The organism is Youngimonas ophiurae (nom. illeg.) (genome assembly GCF_049803795.1).
Lineage (GTDB): Bacteria > Pseudomonadota > Alphaproteobacteria > Rhodobacterales > Rhodobacteraceae > Thalassobius.
The window spans coordinates 203,898-218,541 of sequence record NZ_JBNAGJ010000001.1 but is presented as its reverse complement, the minus strand read 5'-3'; the positions used below and the strand labels follow the sequence as shown (position 1 = coordinate 218,541).

Here is a 14,644-nt window from a genome sequence, read left to right as displayed (position 1 = left end):
TACTCGGGGAGTGAGAGCGGACGCCGCACAGCGGCCGCTCGAGAGGGGCAACGCCCCTCTGCCTCAGCCCTGATGCCCCGGCACTGCCCCCGACGGCGCACGATACGGGCGCGTCACATCCTTCAGCACCACCTCCAGCGCCTCCAGTTCCAGCCGGATCGCCCCATCCCCGGCCAGCGTCACCTCAAGCACCCCCGAAGGTGCCTCCCCTTCGGTCCATTCCAGTGCCAGCACCGACAGGATCGTATCCGCATCCCCGCGCGGCACCCCGGTCGAGGCCACCTTCAACACGTTTTCAAAGGCCAGAACCGATTGCACCCGCTCGGCCCCGTGGCGCTCGCGGCCCGCGTCCTCCCAGCGGAATCGGTTCAATAGCAGCACAAACCGGCGCTCCCTGGGCAACCAGCGCATTTCCGAGGCCGGAAACACCGCATCCTGCACCAGCGCTGAAATAACCTGCAAATCATCGCCATCCAGCGCGCCCAGATTCAGCGGGGCCTCGCGGCCGTCCTCGAAACGTGCGTCCTCGGTCATTGGCCTTTTACCCGTTCGATCCGGGCCCCCACATTGCCCAGCTTTTCCTCGACCCGCTCATAGCCGCGATCCAGATGATAGACGCGGTTCACGATGGTTTCCCCTTCAGCGGCCAGCCCCGCCAGGATCAGCGACACGCTGGCCCGCAGGTCCGTCGCCATCACCGGCGCGCCCTTCAGACGTTCAACCCCCGTCACGGTGGCCGTGCCGCCATGTACCTCGATCCGCGCGCCCATCCGGGTCAGTTCGGGCGCATGCATAAAGCGGTTCTCGAAAATCTTCTCTTCCAGAACCGAGGTGCCCTGGGCCGTGCACAGCAGCGCCATCATCTGCGCCTGCAAATCGGTGGGGAAACCGGGGAAGGGCTCGGTTGTGACGTCCACGGCCTTCACCCGGTCGCCGCGGTTTTTCACCAACAGCCCCGCGGGCGTTTGGGTCACCCCCACGCCCGCCGCGTCCAGTTTTTCCACAAAGGATTCGACCAGGCTCAGCCGTCCGCCTTCCAGCAGCACCTCGCCGCCGCAGATGGCCGGAGCCAGCATATAGGTGCCCAGCTCGATCCGGTCGGTGACCACCGGGTGCGTGGCCCCGCCCAGACGATCCACGCCCTGAATGGTGATCGTGCTGGTGCCGTCGCCGTCAATCTGCGCGCCCATTTTGCGCAGGCAATCGGCCAGATCGACGATCTCGGGCTCGCGCGCGGCGTTGTTCAGAACGGTGGTGCCCTTGGCCAAAGTCGCCGCCATCAACGCATTTTCCGTGGCCCCAACCGAGGCAAAGGGGAAATCCACCACCCCGCCGCGCAGCCCGCCAGCGGGGGCCTTGGCATGAACATAGCCGTCGCGCAGGTCCAGCTCGGCGCCCATCGCCTCCAATGCCTTCAGGTGCAAATCGACGGGCCGCGCGCCAATGGCACAGCCGCCAGGCAGCGACACAACCGCCTGCCCTGCCCGCGCCAGCATCGGCCCCAACACCAGGATCGAGGCCCGCATTTTCCGCACGATGTCATAATCGGCGGTCAGATTGTTCAGGTCATGGCTGGACATGGCCAGCACCTTGCCATCCTGCATCGAGGTCACCTCGGCCCCCAATGACTGCAACAGCGTGGTCATGGTGCGGATGTCGCTCAGACGGGGTGCATTGGTCAGGGTCAGCGGCTCTTCGCTTAGCAAAGTGGCCGGCATCAGAGTCAGGCAGGCGTTTTTCGCCCCGGCAATCGGAATGCTGCCGTTCAGCGGGCCATTGCCCGTCACAATAATCGAATCCATCAGTCCTGCCCTTCGTTTTTCTGATCTGCCGCATTGCGCGCACGCGCCTGCGCCTTGCGTCGGCCCATATTGGCCTTTAGCGCTGCCTTCAACCTGTCCTCGCGAGAGGTGGGTTTTTTCGGTTGTTTCTTGCCGGGTGTTTTCTGCTCCATGCGCTTGTTCTACATGAGGTAAAAAAAACCGTCCAGATGGGCTTGCGTACCGATTCATTTAGGGCTAATCAGCGCTCCACGGTCGGACGGGCAACACCGGACGGCACGAAAACGGCGCTGCTGTAGCTCAGAGGTAGAGCACTCCCTTGGTAAGGGAGAGGTCGAGAGTTCAATTCTCTCCAGCAGCACCATCTTCTCTGACATGATATTACTTAGCTGCACCTTACCCGGTTCGATGGCGTGCACCCTTCCGGCAATGTGCATCCGGGGTTCCGAGGGCGCCTACCCTTTCTCCGGATTCAGACCATAGATGGCCAGACCCGTCAGGATCAGCGCTCCCCCGCTGGCAATCGTCCTGAGCATGTTCCAGAACTGCCACGGGGTCGAATAGGCCTGCCAGACCTCGGCCGCGGCCAGCTCGTCCGCAGGCAGCTCGACCAGAGCAAGAGCTTCGTTCATGGGCACGTTCACCATGACGGTCACCAGCAATGCGCCCCCAAAATAAAGCCCACCCCCCATAAGAAACAACACGCCCGCGCGCCTCCTGCCCAGACGCAGCGCAAGCCCCCCGGTCAGGGCCAGAATGACCGGCGTCAGAAAGAAAGCGGGAAAGAAAACCGGGTTCCGAACCGAAGCATTCATGGCCTGCATTGCTGTAATCGCAACCCCGGAATCGGCCATATCCAGCCCCCACATGGTCGAACAGACCCAGGCATAGAAGAACCCGAAAATGGCACCGATGCTCAGCAACGAGAGCATCGACATCGGCATAAGCAGGCGCCCCATCAGGCTTGTCCCGCGATCTGGCGGTCAATCTGTCCGGGCTGCGCCTTGAAACGCACGGCCTTCAGAATCTGGGCAAAGATCACCAGCGCGGCCACCTGCCCCAGGATCACCGCCGGCCAGATCAGGGCAAACTGCGCATCGAAGTATTTTTGCGGCCCGAAGGACACCAGTGCCATCACGGCAGCCAGCACGCTCAGGCTGCGCCCGGCCGGGCTCTCTAATGGCCGCACAATCATCGCAGACAGCGCAACCGACATCGAAGCCCCAAGAAACGGAGCAATACCAAACAGGGGCGTCGCCACCGGCGGATGCGGCCGAATGCCAGCATAAAGCGCCGAAAGCATGATCGCCTGTAGCAGGATCAATGTCGCCAAAGCGGCCAGCGCAGGACGGTCAGGGTGTGTCATATCTTTTCTCCTTAAAGCGTAATTGACGTTACGGTTGCACATATCCGTAATATGGGTTACGCCTTCTGTCAACCACGATAGGACACTCAGATGCGCGACGAAAAACGGGCCATCCGCCAGCAACAGATCGAGACCGCCGCCTATGCGCTTCTTGAGGCCAAGGGCTATGCCGGCACTTCAATGCTGGGCATCGCAAAACAGGCCCGCGCCTCGAATGAAACCCTGTACAACTGGTATGGCGACAAACAGGGCCTGTTTCAGGCCCTCGTCACGCGCAATGCCGAAGAGGTAAAAGCGCATCTGGAATCCGGGCTGGAATCCGATCACGGTGCGCTGTCCATTCTGGGCACGCTGGGCCCGAAGCTACTGAAACTGCTGACCGGCGACAGGGCCGTTGCCCTGAACCGGGCCGCCGCTGCGGACAGCAGTGGTGAACTGGGCGCAACCCTATCCCAGGCTGGCCGCGAGGCGGTATTCCCGCTTCTGGAACGGGTTTTGCTGCGCGCCAAAGACGAGGGCGCGCTGCACTTTGACACCGCAGCCGAGGCCGTCGGGCTCTATCTGGACCTGCTGATTGGCGACCAGCAGATCAGGCGGGTCATCGGGCGCCTGCCCAGCCCCTCCGCCGCCTTTTGCGAAGAACGATCACAACGCGCCATTCGCCACCTCTGCCAGATTCTGGGGTAGCTTCAACTTCAAGAACAGGACACAGAACATGACGTCTTTTGTTACACCCGATGCCTGCCGGACCATGACGGATCTTCGCGCTCAAATCGACATGATCGACGTTGAGCTGATCGCCCTGCTGGTGACGCGAAGCCGTTATATCGACCGGGCCGTTGACCTGAAAAAGATCGAAAACCTGCCAGCCAGAACAACCGATCGAGTCGCAGAGGTGCTAAGCAAAGTCAGCGCAACAGCCGCAGAAAAAGGGCTGGACCCGGCACTGGCGCACAGCCTTTGGGCTACGCTCATTGAATGGTCGATACAGCGAGAAATCAAAGAGCTGGGCGCATAAGGCAAGGGGTCGGCGCATCACCGGCCGCCCCTGCCGAACAGGCTCTGGTCAGCGGATCAGATGTCTGGCGCAGTGGGCGCGGCATCGAAGAAAAACAGACTTTCCTGATCGCTTGGTATCAGGAACTCCCAGCAATACAGGTTCACATCCCTGGCCGAGATGAACCCATATCCGGGCAGGCCGCCATTCGGGTTCTCTGGAAAATCCTTTGCATACCGGCCGAAAAGCCTGGTCCCATAGCTGTTGCGGAACAGGAACCAGCCTTCGGTCTCATCAGCCGGATCGGCCGGGGGGACGTACCCTATCAGGCACACGGTGTGGCCAGCTACCGCCGGACGGTCTCCAATGATACCCAGAGGCGGATAGCGCACCTGCCCCGTGGCATAGGCCAGCTCGCCCGCCCAGACATACTGGCAATCGGCCGGAATGGCAAAAGAAGCCACCACCGGAAACCCCTGTTTCAGATGATAAGCGAACAGCAGCAGCAAATCTATTTCGTCCTTCAACCGCCACCACAGCCTGCCCTCGCCGATGGTGGCATCCGTGATGTCGTGTATCAAGGAATGCTCTACCCTGCGTTCTCTCGCCTTCTGATCCACCTCTTCGGGGATGTGCTGCGCAACATAGTTCACTGCGGCCGACGGGCGGTAAGGCACCTGCTCTTCCAGCGCCATCCCGTGCTCTTGCAGGGCAACACGGACCTGCGCCAGAAACGTGCCGCCCGTTTTGTCGAATTCGTGCTGTGCCGCTATGGGGATTTTGCCAGGCACGACGTCATAATCAACCGCGCGGGTCTTTGCATAGAGATGCTCTTCGGACAGATCGCTGGGCTCGGTGTCCTCACCGCGGATCATCCGAAACAGCTCTTGTGCGGCGATGGCGGCAAAGGCATTGCACGTCCCCCGCCCATGCTGGTGACGTACTTCCCAGGACTGCGGGGTCTTGAGTAGATTCAACAGGTTTTGTTCCTGGGGAAGAAGAGACTTGGGAACCGGGAATATGCGCGACCTGACCGACAGCTTGGCCTCAATGTTGTTTGCGGTCCACCCTTGGGGAACCGCCGTGCTGAAATACATCGCGTTGCTCATTTCGCATCATCCTGCGCCGCCAGAAGAGAAAGCTCTTGGGCGCAGCGATCCATCTGGTGTTGCAGCTTCTGCGAGCCGACAATATCACGCACGATTTTAGTGGCCAAAATCCGGCCAGCATCTGAATCGCTGGCAAAGTGGACCCCCGCGCGCTCGCGGTTCAGGGCGATGCGATCAGCCAGTGCTTTCAGGCACTTACCGATACCGTATCGTTCATCCCCCTTCAGCGCATGGGTCAGCAGCCCAGAAACAACAGCGGCCTGAGTTGCATGATTGCTGGGCAGAGACGGATGCGCCGGAGTGGGCAGGATCGGCAAAATCCCCGGCCAGACCTGCGCCGGGCGGGCGCGCTTGATCTGCAATTTCCATTCCATCCCCACGATGCCGCCCAACATCATCCCCACCGATATCAGCTTCGCCGTGTTAGGGTGCAAAGCCGGCTGAATGGACAGAACATTGTAATAGCAATGATGGAAACTGCCCGCCTGATCGACAATCTCGGCCACATAATGGTCCAGGGTGGTGTCGCGCTCGGCCAGTCCATAGTGCAGATCTTCGCTGACGGATTTTCCCTGAAACGTCGCCCTAAGCTCTTCCTCAATCTCCGTGCATTCCGCTGCGGTTTTTGCATGGCGGCTGACCAGCGGAAGCAGCTCGGCCAGCGCAGCCTGCACCCACAGATCAGGATGCAGTTCGGCCATCGAAAATTCGGCCCCGACGACGGGGGCCAGCTCGTGAACGTCATAGTTAACCGACAGCGGACGCCCCGGCGGCATCACCGTGCCGGCTCCGGGCCCCACACCCGTGACAATAGCCCCCTGCGTGGCGCCGTTTGTGGCCCCATTGGTGGCTCCGTTCGTGGCGCCGTTGGTGGCCCCGTTTGTTGCAGCTACACGTGTCATATTACCCCCTATTGGTTACGTATTTTCAGTATCCCCACGCATTGCGAGCGCAGCGTGAATGAAACGTGAAACCTAAGCGGGCAGGCCTGCCTCTAGCAGATAGGCACCGAATTGCGCGCGATCTTCGGGATTGCGGAACCCTTGAATCTTGGTGAATTCAGCAACCGAAAAATCCGGGTGCAGGCTATTGTGATGCTCTGCCAGAGAGAGCGCCTCGGATCTGCGCCCGGCCGCGCAAAGCGCTGCAATCGTCGCCCGCGTATTGCCGCTGTAATTCGGAGCCTTGCGAAAACAGGACATGCCATATTCAATCGATTCTTCGAAATCACCGTTGGAAAAATGCGCAAAGCTCAGGAAATGTTCGTTGCGAAACAGGAAAGGATCCAGCGGAGACCGATCCAGCGCCCTTTTGCCATTGCGCACCGCCTGCTCGGAATTGCGGGTGGTCGCCAGCGTGGGCACAGACCAGACCAGGGCCTCGGCATCGTTGGGGCACAGATCAATCGCCTTATCCAGAAGCGACAGAGCCTCATCGTATTCTCGGTTAAACATCATCCGGTTATGTGCCCAAAGCGCCATCACCCGGCCGTCATCGGGAACCAGAGAAATCGCCATGCGCGTGTGATGGTCCAGCGCCGTCCGATCGGCGTTCACATCCTCGGACCAGCCCTCCCAGATGCGAATGGACAGCCAGTCGGCCATCGTCGAATGCGCCGGGGCGAATTGGGGTTCGGATTGGATCGCTGTGCGCAGCAGTTCCCCTGCGCTTAGAAAATCCGCCTTGTCCAACCTGAAAATCAGATCCTTCGCCTGCAAAATCAGGTGATACGGTTCCAGCTGGTTCGGATGCAGGCTGCGCGACAGCCGCAATTCCTGCGCATTCACGGACGGAACAATCCTGCGGGCGATTTCCTCGGCGATGGGGACGTTCAGGTTCAGGATTTCCGCCTTCGAGCTGACCATCCTGTTGGCCCAGACGATTTTCTCGGTCTGGGTTTCGATCAGTTGCAGCGCCAGCGCAACCTGCTGCGCATCCATCCGCATCGAGCCAGACAGCAGAAACCGCGCGTTCAGATCCCGGCCGACATCCGAAGGGCGCGGAACCCGCCCCAGATACATCCGCGTGGTGTTGCTGGAAATGACAGAAGGCGCGCGCATGGACGCCAGATGACAGGTCAGATGATCCAGCAACCCCAGGGACAGGGTGCGCGCGTCATCTGTATTGCCGATGACCTCGAAGGGCAGCACAGCCAGCGAAACACGCGGCCCGGTTGCCGCCGCGGGCACGCCTGGAGGCTGGGAGGGATGCGGCCGTGCCTGCCCGGTGGACATTTTGATCGCGACGGCCAGCTCTTGGGTTTCAAGCGAGGGTTCGGCGTCCATTTCCTCGGTCAGCAGATCATAAAATTGCCCATAGTGACGCAGCGCCGCCGAGGCCTCGCCATTTTCGGCCAGGTTCTGCATCAGGCCGCGCACGGCCTCTTCTTCGAAAGCATCCAGTTTCAGCGCGGTCTGCGCGCTTTTGATCCTGGCGTCGCGATCAACCTGAGGATCGGTGTAAAACTGTTTGAGCCCCGTCAGCACCTTGTCCATCGCCTCGCTGCGGACGCTGGCCGCCCAGGTATCGAACCCCGAAGTCACGGAAGACAGATCATTCAGAATGCGCCGCGCCTCAAGACAATCGTCCAGAATTTTGGCACTGGGGGGCTGCTGGTACAGCCTTTGCAGCAGGCTTTCCAGATCGGTAGACAAAAGCGCCCCGTCCAGCCCGATCCGCTCGCCCTCGACCATCAGCAGGCTGTCGTCCAGATCACGACTGGCCCGGCGAATCGCCGACAGGCATTGACGCAGAGACGACCGGGCCTTTTTCTCATCCGTTTCGGGCCACAGCAAATCGCACAGCTCAGAGCGGGTACAGGACCGTGTCGGACTGAGCGCCACAAAGGCAATCAAGGCCCGTGCCTTGGTGTTGCGCAAAGGCACGGGGCCGTGGCGTGTCGTCAGCTCGACCGTACCGAAGGTACGCAGGTAGACGCTGCTGTGATTGTCCCCCTCAACCAGTTCTAAAAAATGCCGCAAACGCTCCATGGATTGGCGCAACCCCTAGTGTCGTAATATGACCACACCAGCGGCTAATTTACCTTATGTCAACCTTGGCTTGAAAACATCCCGCGCCTTTGAGCCCCTCTCTCGCGCCTATGACGCTTGTGGATCAGCGCAGCGGCAGAACAGGAACTGAGGGAACAGCGCCCCGGCGAAATGCAACAGGATGAGCACAGGCGCCATCGTGTTAGGACAGGATGAAACATATATGAAGGCTTTGAACTTTGCCGAAGCCACCAAGAAGAAAACCGCCCAACAGGAGGCGGTTTTCTGGTCAGTCGTCCATTTTCAGGGCCGAGATAAAGGCCTCTTGCGGGATGTCCACCCGGCCGAACTGGCGCATCTTCTTCTTACCGGCCTTCTGCTTTTCCAGCAGTTTTTTCTTACGCGTCGCGTCACCGCCATAGCATTTCGCGGTCACATCCTTGCGCAGCGCAGCCAGAGTTTCACGGGCGATCACCTTGCCACCAATCGCGGCCTGAATCGGGATCTTGAACATGTGGCGCGGGATCAGATCCTTCAGTTTTTCGCACATGGCGCGGCCCCGCATCTCGGCGCGGTCGCGGTGCACCATAACCGACAGCGCGTCCACGGGTTCCTCGTTCACCAGAATCGACATTTTCACCAGGTTATCTTCGCGATAGCCCGTCATCTGATAATCGAAGGACGCATAGCCCTTGGTCACCGATTTCAGACGGTCGTAGAAATCGAACACAACCTCGTTCAGCGGCAGATCATACACCACCATGGCGCGGGTGCCAGCGTAGGTCAGATCCTCTTGGATGCCGCGGCGATCCTGGCACAGTTTCAGCACGTCGCCCAGATATTCATCGGGCACCATGATCGTGGCCTTGATGCGCGGTTCTTCAAGATGATCCACCTTGGAGGGGTCGGGCATATCGGCGGGATTGTGCAGCTCGATCATCTCACCGTCTTTCATGTAGACGTGATAGATCACGCTGGGCGCGGTGGTGATCAGCTCGATGTTATATTCGCGCTCGATCCGGTCGCGGATCACTTCGAGGTGCAGCAGACCCAGGAAACCGCAGCGGAACCCAAAGCCAAGCGCGGCCGAGGTTTCCATCTCAAAGCTGAAGGACGCGTCATTCAGCGCCAGTTTCTCAATCGCATCGCGCAGGTCTTCGAATTCCGCGGAATCCACGGGGAAAAGCCCACAGAACACCACCGGGACAGACGGTTTGAAGCCCGGCAGGGGCTCGGGCGTCTGACGTTTTTCATGGGTGATCGTGTCACCCACCTTGGTATCCCGCACCTGCTTGATCGAGGCCGTGATGAACCCGATCTCACCGGGCCCCAGCACATCCACATTCTGCATCTGCGGGCGGAACACGCCCACCCGGTCCACACCGTATTTGGCGCCGGTCTGCATCATGCGAATCTGATCGCCCTTTTTCAGCTTACCGTCCATGATCCGCACCAGAACGACCACACCCAGATAGGGGTCATACCAGCTGTCCACCAGCATCGCCTTCAGCGGCGCATCCGGATCGCCGGAATGAGGCGGCGGCAGGCGCTTCACGATCGCCTCCAGCACATCGGGGATACCGATGCCGGTCTTGGCGGAAATCAGGCAGGCGTCCGAGGCATCAATGCCGATCACATCCTCGATCTGCTCGGCCACGCGCTCGGGCTCGGCGGCGGGCAGGTCCACCTTGTTCAGCACCGGCACGATCTCGTGATCGGCCTCAATCGCGGTATACACATTGGCCAGCGTCTGCGCCTCAACCCCCTGGCTGGCATCCACCACCAGCAAAGACCCCTCGACCGCACGCATCGAGCGGCTGACCTCATAGGCAAAGTCCACGTGGCCGGGCGTGTCGATCAGGTTCAGCACATAGGTTTCGCCATCCTGCGCGGTGTAATCAATCCGCACGGTGTTGGCCTTGATGGTGATACCGCGCTCGCGCTCGATATCCATGCTGTCCAGCAACTGTTCCTTCATATCCCGATCCGCCACCGTGTTGGTGGATTGAATCAGGCGGTCGGCCAGGGTGGATTTCCCGTGGTCAATATGGGCAACAATCGAGAAATTGCGGATGTGCTTTAGGTCGGTCATGGATCAGCGATATGATGCGGAATCGCGCGGCGGTCAATGGGCATGAACAGCCCAAAAGGCCCCGACAGCGCCGCTTGGATCATTTTTCACGTCCGGCTCAGTCGAAATCGAAAATCTCACTTAGAAAGCTCTTGCGCTTTTTGTATTTGGACTTGCGGTAACGCTCGTCGTATGCGTCGCCCCGATCATACCCTGCTGCCCGCTGCGGGGCCGGTTGCGATTGCGCGGCGCTGCGCTCAATGATCTTGTCCAGTTCACCCCGATCCAGCCAGACACCCCGGCATTGCGGACAATAGTCAATCTCGACCCCCGCGCGTTCAGTCATCACCAGCTGGGTTCCGTCGATCGGGCATTGCATCGGGCACACTCTCCTGTGTTGTGGCGTTCCACAGGATGTGGGGGCACCGCCACCAGGTTACAAGAACCCGCCCGCCCCCTGCCCCGCAGCGGTTTCATCTTGCCCCAAATACTCCGCCAGAGGCGTCCCGCCCCCAATCCCCTCCGAACGGTCGCGGCCCTAGCGCAGCACATGAACCGCGCATTTGGCATGGCGCACCACCTGCGCCGCGGTCGAGCCCAACAGCAGATCCTGCATTCCCGGCCGGTGCGAGGCAATCACGATACAATCGATCTCATTGCGATCCGCCCATTCCACAATGCTGCGTCCCGAATGGCCCTCAATCACCACCGCCTCCGCATCGGGCAATTCCGCCCCCATAGTGGCCAGCTCGGCCTCAATGGCCAGCCGGGTTTCCGCCGCGAAATCCGTGGGCATATAGGAAATCGCATAGCTGGGGACGCTCTCCATCACGTGGATCAGCGTGATCTTCCCGCCCTCTTTACAGAGCGTCCGGGCAACATCAATCGCACCGCCAGCGTCACGGTCACTGTCGAAAGAAACGGGAACAAGAATATTGGCATACATGGGTCACCTCCTGATCTTCTGGCTTCATCTTGCGGCAGAATGCGGTGCGGTGCCTTGATGCAGGTCACATTGCGCAGCCCATTGCATTCGCATTTTGGAATGTTTATACAGATCGGCAACCCAAGCGCGCCCAGCGCCGCTCGGTCCGCAAATCCGCCTGAAACCCGAAAGGATCCCACTATGTCGATTGATCGCGCAATGTTCCGTTTTGCTGGCGTCATGGTACTGCTCAGCGTCGTACTAACTGTCTATGTCCACCCCTATTTCGTCTGGCTGACCGTATTCGTCGGTGCCAACCTGCTGCAATCCTCGTTCACGGGCTTCTGCCCGGCCGCCATCGTGTTCAAGAAACTGGGCGCAAAACCCGGCTGCGCTTTCGAGTAACCCCTTCGGGCACCTCCAGGGGCTCCGGAGGGGCTTCTGGCAGAAAGACAGAAAAGAAACGGCCGCGCAGACGATGCGCGGCCTTTTCGTGAGCAGTCAGGCTGTGTGAGCAATCAGGCCGTGGCCATTCCCGGCGGCGCGCCATCCGAAGGGCGCGACAGACGCCACGCCAGCAGGATCAGCACAGCCGGTCCGATCAGGGCCACCCCAAGATACAGCCCCAAGGCTGCGCTAAGCGACAGGCCGAACCCAAGCAGCCCGGCCGCTGCGGCCAGAAAACCTGCTGTGCTGAATACCATCAGTGCAACCAATGCCATTTTGTGCCTCCGCTTTTGCTGTATCTTGCGGCCTCAGGGATTAATACAACGTAAACGGGTGAATATGGCAAGAGTGAGGCATAAATTCATTCTGTGCCTTTTTCGGCGGATTTCCTCTGACGACTCATCGGCACGGCCTGCCCCCGCAGGGCAACCCCGGTCAGCAGAAAGAAAAAGGGCGACCCAAAGGCCGCCCCTGTCTCGGATGATCCCGCACGATTAGCGCGAGAATTTCTTGTGCTTGATCCGCTTCGGCTCCAGCGCGTCGGCACCCAGGCGGCGTTTCTTGTCTTCTTCGTAGTCCTCGAAGTTGCCCTCGAACCATTCGACATGGGCGTCGCCCTCGAAGGCCAGAATGTGGGTACAGATCCGATCAAGGAAGAAACGATCGTGCGAGATCACCACGGCGCAGCCGGCAAAATCAACCAGGGCGTCTTCCAGCGCGCGCAGGGTTTCCACGTCCAGATCGTTGGTCGGTTCATCGAGCAGCAGCACGTTCCCGCCCGAGCGCAGCAGGCGCGCCATATGCACGCGGTTGCGTTCACCACCCGACAGCAGGGAAACCTTTTTCTGCTGGGTGCCGCCCTTGAAGTTGAAAGCCGAGCAATAAGCCCGCGCGTTCACCTCGGCGTCGCCCAGTTTAATGATGTCCTGACCGTCAGCGATGGCCTCCCATACGGTGTCATTGTCGTTCAGGTCGTCGCGCGACTGATCCACATAGGACAGCTGCACCGTGTCGCCGTATTCGACGCTGCCCTCGTCGGGCTGTTCCTGGCCGGTCAGCATACGGAACAGGGTGGTTTTACCCGCGCCGTTGGGGCCGATCACGCCGACGATGCCGCCGGGCGGCAGGCTGAAGCTCAGCCCTTCGATCAGCTGTTTGTCACCCAGGTGCTTGGCCAGGCCGTTGACCTCGATCACCTTCTGGCCCAGACGCGGGCCGTTGGGGATGATGATCTGCGCGCGAGAGAGTTTTTCGCGCTCGGACTGGTTGGCCATTTCGTTATAAGCGTTGATCCGGGCCTTGGATTTGGCCTGACGGGCCTTGGGCGAAGCACGCATCCATTCCAGTTCGCGTTCCAGCGTCTTTTGCTTGGCCTTGTCTTCCTTGGCCTCACGCTCCAGCCGTTTGGCTTTTTGTTCCAGCCAGGCCGAGTAGTTGCCCTCGTAGGGGATACCGCGGCCGCGATCCAGTTCCAGAATCCAGCCGGTGATGTCATCCAGGAAATAGCGGTCGTGGGTAACGCACAGGATGGTGCCTTTGTAATCGATCAGGTGCTGTTGCAGCCAGGCGATGGTTTCCGCGTCCAGGTGGTTGGTCGGTTCGTCGAGCAACAGCATGTCGGGCGCTTCCAGCAGCAGCTTGCACAGGGCAACGCGGCGCTTTTCACCCCCCGACAGTTTGGTCACATCGGCATCATCGGGCGGGCAGCGCAGCGCCTCCATCGAGACATCGACCTGACTGTCCAGATCCCACAGGTTCTGGCTGTCGATCTCGTCTTGCAGCTTGGCCATCTCATCGGCGGTTTCGTCGCTGTAGTTCATCGCCAGTTCGTTATAGCGGTCCAGGATGGCCTTTTTCTCGGCCACGCCCAGCATCACATTGCCGCGCACGTCCAGCGAAGGGTCCAGCTCGGGCTCCTGCGGCAGATAGCCCACCTTGGCGCCCTCGGCGGCCCAGGCCTCGCCGGTGAAGTCCTTATCCAGACCGGCCATGATCTTCATCAGGGTCGATTTACCGGCACCGTTGACGCCGACCACACCGATTTTCACACCGGGCAGGAAGGACAGGTGGATATTCTCAAAGCACTTCTTGCCGCCGGGGTAAGTCTTTGAGACCCCCTGCATGTGATAAACGTATTGATAGGCTGCCATGTCGGACCTCGGGGTTCGGGGAAATCAGGTTGGGCCGTGTGATAGCCGAGGTTTATGAGAGGAGCAATTGTTATGGGCTATAGTTTTGACGAGATCGGGATGACGCGCGCAGATATTCTGGCCGCATTGGACGCGATGCCGGATCAGGATGTTTCACCGTCAAGCTGGTCAGGGAAGGTGTATCTGATGGATCCGCGTGATGGGATGCTGTGGGATTTAAAGCCTGCTGTGCGTATTGCCGGGGCATTGTCCGGGAAAGATCTGTATCCACAGTTCACCAGCGATAGGTATCGCCGCGATCTTGGCAAGCTGGGCTTTGCATATGTTATCTTTGACAAAGATCGCAAGCGTCATCTTGGCCTGTCCGGTTTCGACCCCGAAGAGCTGGCCGACCCCCACACCGTATTTCACCCGGATGGCCACGAAACCGAAAACAATGCCGAGACGCTTCTGAACCCCTCGGAACCGGCTCAGTCCCAGCAGGCACCTCTGGGATATGAGCGCAAAATCGCTAAGTATCATTTAAGATGGGAACGGCGCGGGGTCAGTACGCGGCGGATCAAAGAGACCAAGGGGCTGGTCTGCGAAGGCTGCGATCTGGACGCCGAAGCGGCCTTTGGGCGTGACAAGGCCATGGCCTGCATGGATGCGCATCACCTGCGGCCCGTGGCGCAGATGCCACCGCAGGAGCGGGCCGTATCACCCGATGATTTCGCCGTTCTATGCGCCACCTGTCACCGCCTGATCCATACGCTGAAGCGCCCGGACGACCTGAAAGGGCTGCGACGCCTGAGGAAGCGCTAAGCCC

Annotated in this window: 17 protein-coding genes and 1 tRNA gene; 5 read left to right on the top strand and 13 right to left on the bottom strand. The window is 60.1% G+C overall.

All coding sequences use genetic code 11. The features are described 5' to 3' along the window. Positions 1-63: 63 nt before the first annotated feature. From ACP15O_RS01130 to ACP15O_RS01120, 3 genes are read right to left on the bottom strand one after another with little or no spacing between them, the layout of a single operon-like run. Positions 64-534: a DUF2948 family protein gene (locus ACP15O_RS01130; RefSeq protein WP_425094193.1), complete on the bottom strand. Its 471-nt coding sequence runs from the start codon at positions 532-534 to the stop codon at positions 64-66. Next, a complete protein-coding gene (gene murA / locus ACP15O_RS01125; protein ID WP_425094192.1) occupies positions 531-1,802 on the bottom strand; it encodes a UDP-N-acetylglucosamine 1-carboxyvinyltransferase in 1,272 nt (423 codons plus the stop codon). The genes ACP15O_RS01130 and murA overlap by 4 nt, the downstream gene beginning before the upstream one ends. Further along, the gene (locus tag ACP15O_RS01120; protein ID WP_425094191.1) at positions 1,802-1,954 is read right to left on the bottom strand and encodes a hypothetical protein; all 153 of its coding nucleotides are present in this window, start codon (positions 1,952-1,954) and stop codon (positions 1,802-1,804) included. The genes murA and ACP15O_RS01120 overlap by 1 nt, the downstream gene beginning before the upstream one ends. Positions 1,955-2,070: 116 nt before the next feature. On the opposite strand from ACP15O_RS01120, the gene ACP15O_RS01115 reads away from it, so the two are divergent. Continuing rightward, positions 2,071-2,145, top strand: a tRNA-Thr gene (locus ACP15O_RS01115). A gap of 91 nt (positions 2,146-2,236) precedes the next feature. Here the strand turns inward: ACP15O_RS01115 and ACP15O_RS01110 are convergent. Continuing rightward, positions 2,237-2,740 (bottom strand): anthrone oxygenase family protein, encoded by a 504-nt coding sequence (locus ACP15O_RS01110; protein WP_425094190.1) that lies wholly within the window; start codon positions 2,738-2,740, stop codon positions 2,237-2,239. Then, positions 2,740-3,147: a hypothetical protein gene (locus ACP15O_RS01105; protein ID WP_425094189.1), complete on the bottom strand. Its 408-nt coding sequence runs from the start codon at positions 3,145-3,147 to the stop codon at positions 2,740-2,742. Before ACP15O_RS01105 ends, ACP15O_RS01110 begins: the two co-directional genes overlap by 1 nt. A gap of 90 nt (positions 3,148-3,237) precedes the next feature. Between ACP15O_RS01105 and ACP15O_RS01100 the strand changes: the two genes are divergently transcribed. Together ACP15O_RS01100 and ACP15O_RS01095 are read left to right on the top strand one after the other, a co-directional pair. Beyond that, the gene (locus ACP15O_RS01100; protein ID WP_425094188.1) at positions 3,238-3,834 is read left to right on the top strand and encodes a TetR/AcrR family transcriptional regulator; all 597 of its coding nucleotides are present in this window, start codon (positions 3,238-3,240) and stop codon (positions 3,832-3,834) included. A 28-nt stretch (positions 3,835-3,862) separates the two neighbouring features. Further along, positions 3,863-4,165 carry a chorismate mutase gene (locus ACP15O_RS01095; RefSeq protein ID WP_425094187.1) on the top strand — a complete coding sequence of 101 codons (303 nt, stop codon included), beginning with the start codon at positions 3,863-3,865 and terminating at the stop codon, positions 4,163-4,165. Positions 4,166-4,221: 56 nt separating this feature from the next. On the opposite strand, the gene ACP15O_RS01090 is transcribed toward ACP15O_RS01095, so the two are convergent. The 6 genes from ACP15O_RS01090 to ACP15O_RS01065 form a co-directional block, all read right to left on the bottom strand. Further along, on the bottom strand, positions 4,222-5,121 hold the full coding sequence (locus ACP15O_RS01090; RefSeq protein ID WP_425094186.1) for a C1 family peptidase: 900 nt from the start codon (positions 5,119-5,121) through the stop codon (positions 4,222-4,224). 128 nt (positions 5,122-5,249) lie between these two features. Then, positions 5,250-6,155 (bottom strand): phosphatase PAP2 family protein, encoded by a 906-nt coding sequence (locus ACP15O_RS01085; RefSeq protein WP_425094185.1) that lies wholly within the window; start codon positions 6,153-6,155, stop codon positions 5,250-5,252. 72 nt (positions 6,156-6,227) lie between these two features. After that, positions 6,228-8,243 carry a BTAD domain-containing putative transcriptional regulator gene (locus ACP15O_RS01080; protein WP_425094184.1) on the bottom strand — a complete coding sequence of 672 codons (2,016 nt, stop codon included), beginning with the start codon at positions 8,241-8,243 and terminating at the stop codon, positions 6,228-6,230. A gap of 289 nt (positions 8,244-8,532) precedes the next feature. Next, the gene (gene lepA, locus ACP15O_RS01075; protein WP_425094183.1) at positions 8,533-10,335 is read right to left on the bottom strand and encodes a translation elongation factor 4; all 1,803 of its coding nucleotides are present in this window, start codon (positions 10,333-10,335) and stop codon (positions 8,533-8,535) included. A 97-nt stretch (positions 10,336-10,432) separates the two neighbouring features. Continuing rightward, on the bottom strand, positions 10,433-10,693 hold the full coding sequence (locus ACP15O_RS01070; protein ID WP_425094182.1) for a TFIIB-type zinc ribbon-containing protein: 261 nt from the start codon (positions 10,691-10,693) through the stop codon (positions 10,433-10,435). A gap of 159 nt (positions 10,694-10,852) precedes the next feature. Further along, positions 10,853-11,260, bottom strand: coding sequence for a universal stress protein (locus ACP15O_RS01065; RefSeq protein WP_425094181.1), 408 nt, complete (start codon positions 11,258-11,260; stop codon positions 10,853-10,855). Positions 11,261-11,440: 180 nt separating this feature from the next. On the opposite strand from ACP15O_RS01065, the gene ACP15O_RS01060 reads away from it, so the two are divergent. Beyond that, the gene (locus tag ACP15O_RS01060; RefSeq protein ID WP_425094180.1) at positions 11,441-11,644 is read left to right on the top strand and encodes a YgaP family membrane protein; all 204 of its coding nucleotides are present in this window, start codon (positions 11,441-11,443) and stop codon (positions 11,642-11,644) included. Positions 11,645-11,757: 113 nt separating this feature from the next. On the opposite strand, the gene ACP15O_RS01055 is transcribed toward ACP15O_RS01060, so the two are convergent. After that, positions 11,758-11,961: a hypothetical protein gene (locus tag ACP15O_RS01055; RefSeq protein ID WP_425094179.1), complete on the bottom strand. Its 204-nt coding sequence runs from the start codon at positions 11,959-11,961 to the stop codon at positions 11,758-11,760. Positions 11,962-12,180: 219 nt separating this feature from the next. Further along, positions 12,181-13,836, bottom strand: a complete 1,656-nt coding sequence (ettA, locus tag ACP15O_RS01050; RefSeq protein ID WP_425094178.1) for an energy-dependent translational throttle protein EttA — start codon at positions 13,834-13,836, stop codon at positions 12,181-12,183. Between the two features lie 72 nt (positions 13,837-13,908). Here ettA and ACP15O_RS01045 point away from each other — a divergent pair, with 72 nt between their 5' ends. After that, entirely contained in the window at positions 13,909-14,640 is a 732-nt protein-coding gene (locus tag ACP15O_RS01045) for a hypothetical protein (protein ID WP_425094177.1), read from the top strand. Positions 14,641-14,644: the final 4 nt, after the last annotated feature.

Bases quoted from the DNA above. Each gene is read 5' to 3' on its own strand.
- ACP15O_RS01130 (WP_425094193.1), bottom strand. From the start codon at position 534: ATGACCGAGGACGCACGTTTCGAGGACGGCCGCGAGGCCCCGCTGAAT.
- murA (WP_425094192.1), bottom strand. From the start codon at position 1,802: ATGGATTCGATTATTGTGACGGGCAATGGCCCGCTGAACGGCAGCATT.
- ACP15O_RS01120 (WP_425094191.1), bottom strand. From the start codon at position 1,954: ATGGAGCAGAAAACACCCGGCAAGAAACAACCGAAAAAACCCACCTCT.
- ACP15O_RS01110 (WP_425094190.1), bottom strand. From the start codon at position 2,740: ATGGGGCGCCTGCTTATGCCGATGTCGATGCTCTCGTTGCTGAGCATC.
- ACP15O_RS01105 (WP_425094189.1), bottom strand. From the start codon at position 3,147: ATGACACACCCTGACCGTCCTGCGCTGGCCGCTTTGGCGACATTGATC.
- ACP15O_RS01100 (WP_425094188.1), top strand. From the start codon at position 3,238: ATGCGCGACGAAAAACGGGCCATCCGCCAGCAACAGATCGAGACCGCC.
- ACP15O_RS01095 (WP_425094187.1), top strand. From the start codon at position 3,863: ATGACGTCTTTTGTTACACCCGATGCCTGCCGGACCATGACGGATCTT.
- ACP15O_RS01085 (WP_425094185.1), bottom strand. From the start codon at position 6,155: ATGACACGTGTAGCTGCAACAAACGGGGCCACCAACGGCGCCACGAAC.
- ACP15O_RS01080 (WP_425094184.1), bottom strand. From the start codon at position 8,243: ATGGAGCGTTTGCGGCATTTTTTAGAACTGGTTGAGGGGGACAATCAC.
- lepA (WP_425094183.1), bottom strand. From the start codon at position 10,335: ATGACCGACCTAAAGCACATCCGCAATTTCTCGATTGTTGCCCATATT.
- ACP15O_RS01070 (WP_425094182.1), bottom strand. From the start codon at position 10,693: ATGCAATGCCCGATCGACGGAACCCAGCTGGTGATGACTGAACGCGCG.
- ACP15O_RS01065 (WP_425094181.1), bottom strand. From the start codon at position 11,260: ATGTATGCCAATATTCTTGTTCCCGTTTCTTTCGACAGTGACCGTGAC.
- ACP15O_RS01060 (WP_425094180.1), top strand. From the start codon at position 11,441: ATGTCGATTGATCGCGCAATGTTCCGTTTTGCTGGCGTCATGGTACTG.
- ACP15O_RS01055 (WP_425094179.1), bottom strand. From the start codon at position 11,961: ATGGCATTGGTTGCACTGATGGTATTCAGCACAGCAGGTTTTCTGGCC.
- ettA (WP_425094178.1), bottom strand. From the start codon at position 13,836: ATGGCAGCCTATCAATACGTTTATCACATGCAGGGGGTCTCAAAGACT.
- ACP15O_RS01045 (WP_425094177.1), top strand. From the start codon at position 13,909: ATGGGCTATAGTTTTGACGAGATCGGGATGACGCGCGCAGATATTCTG.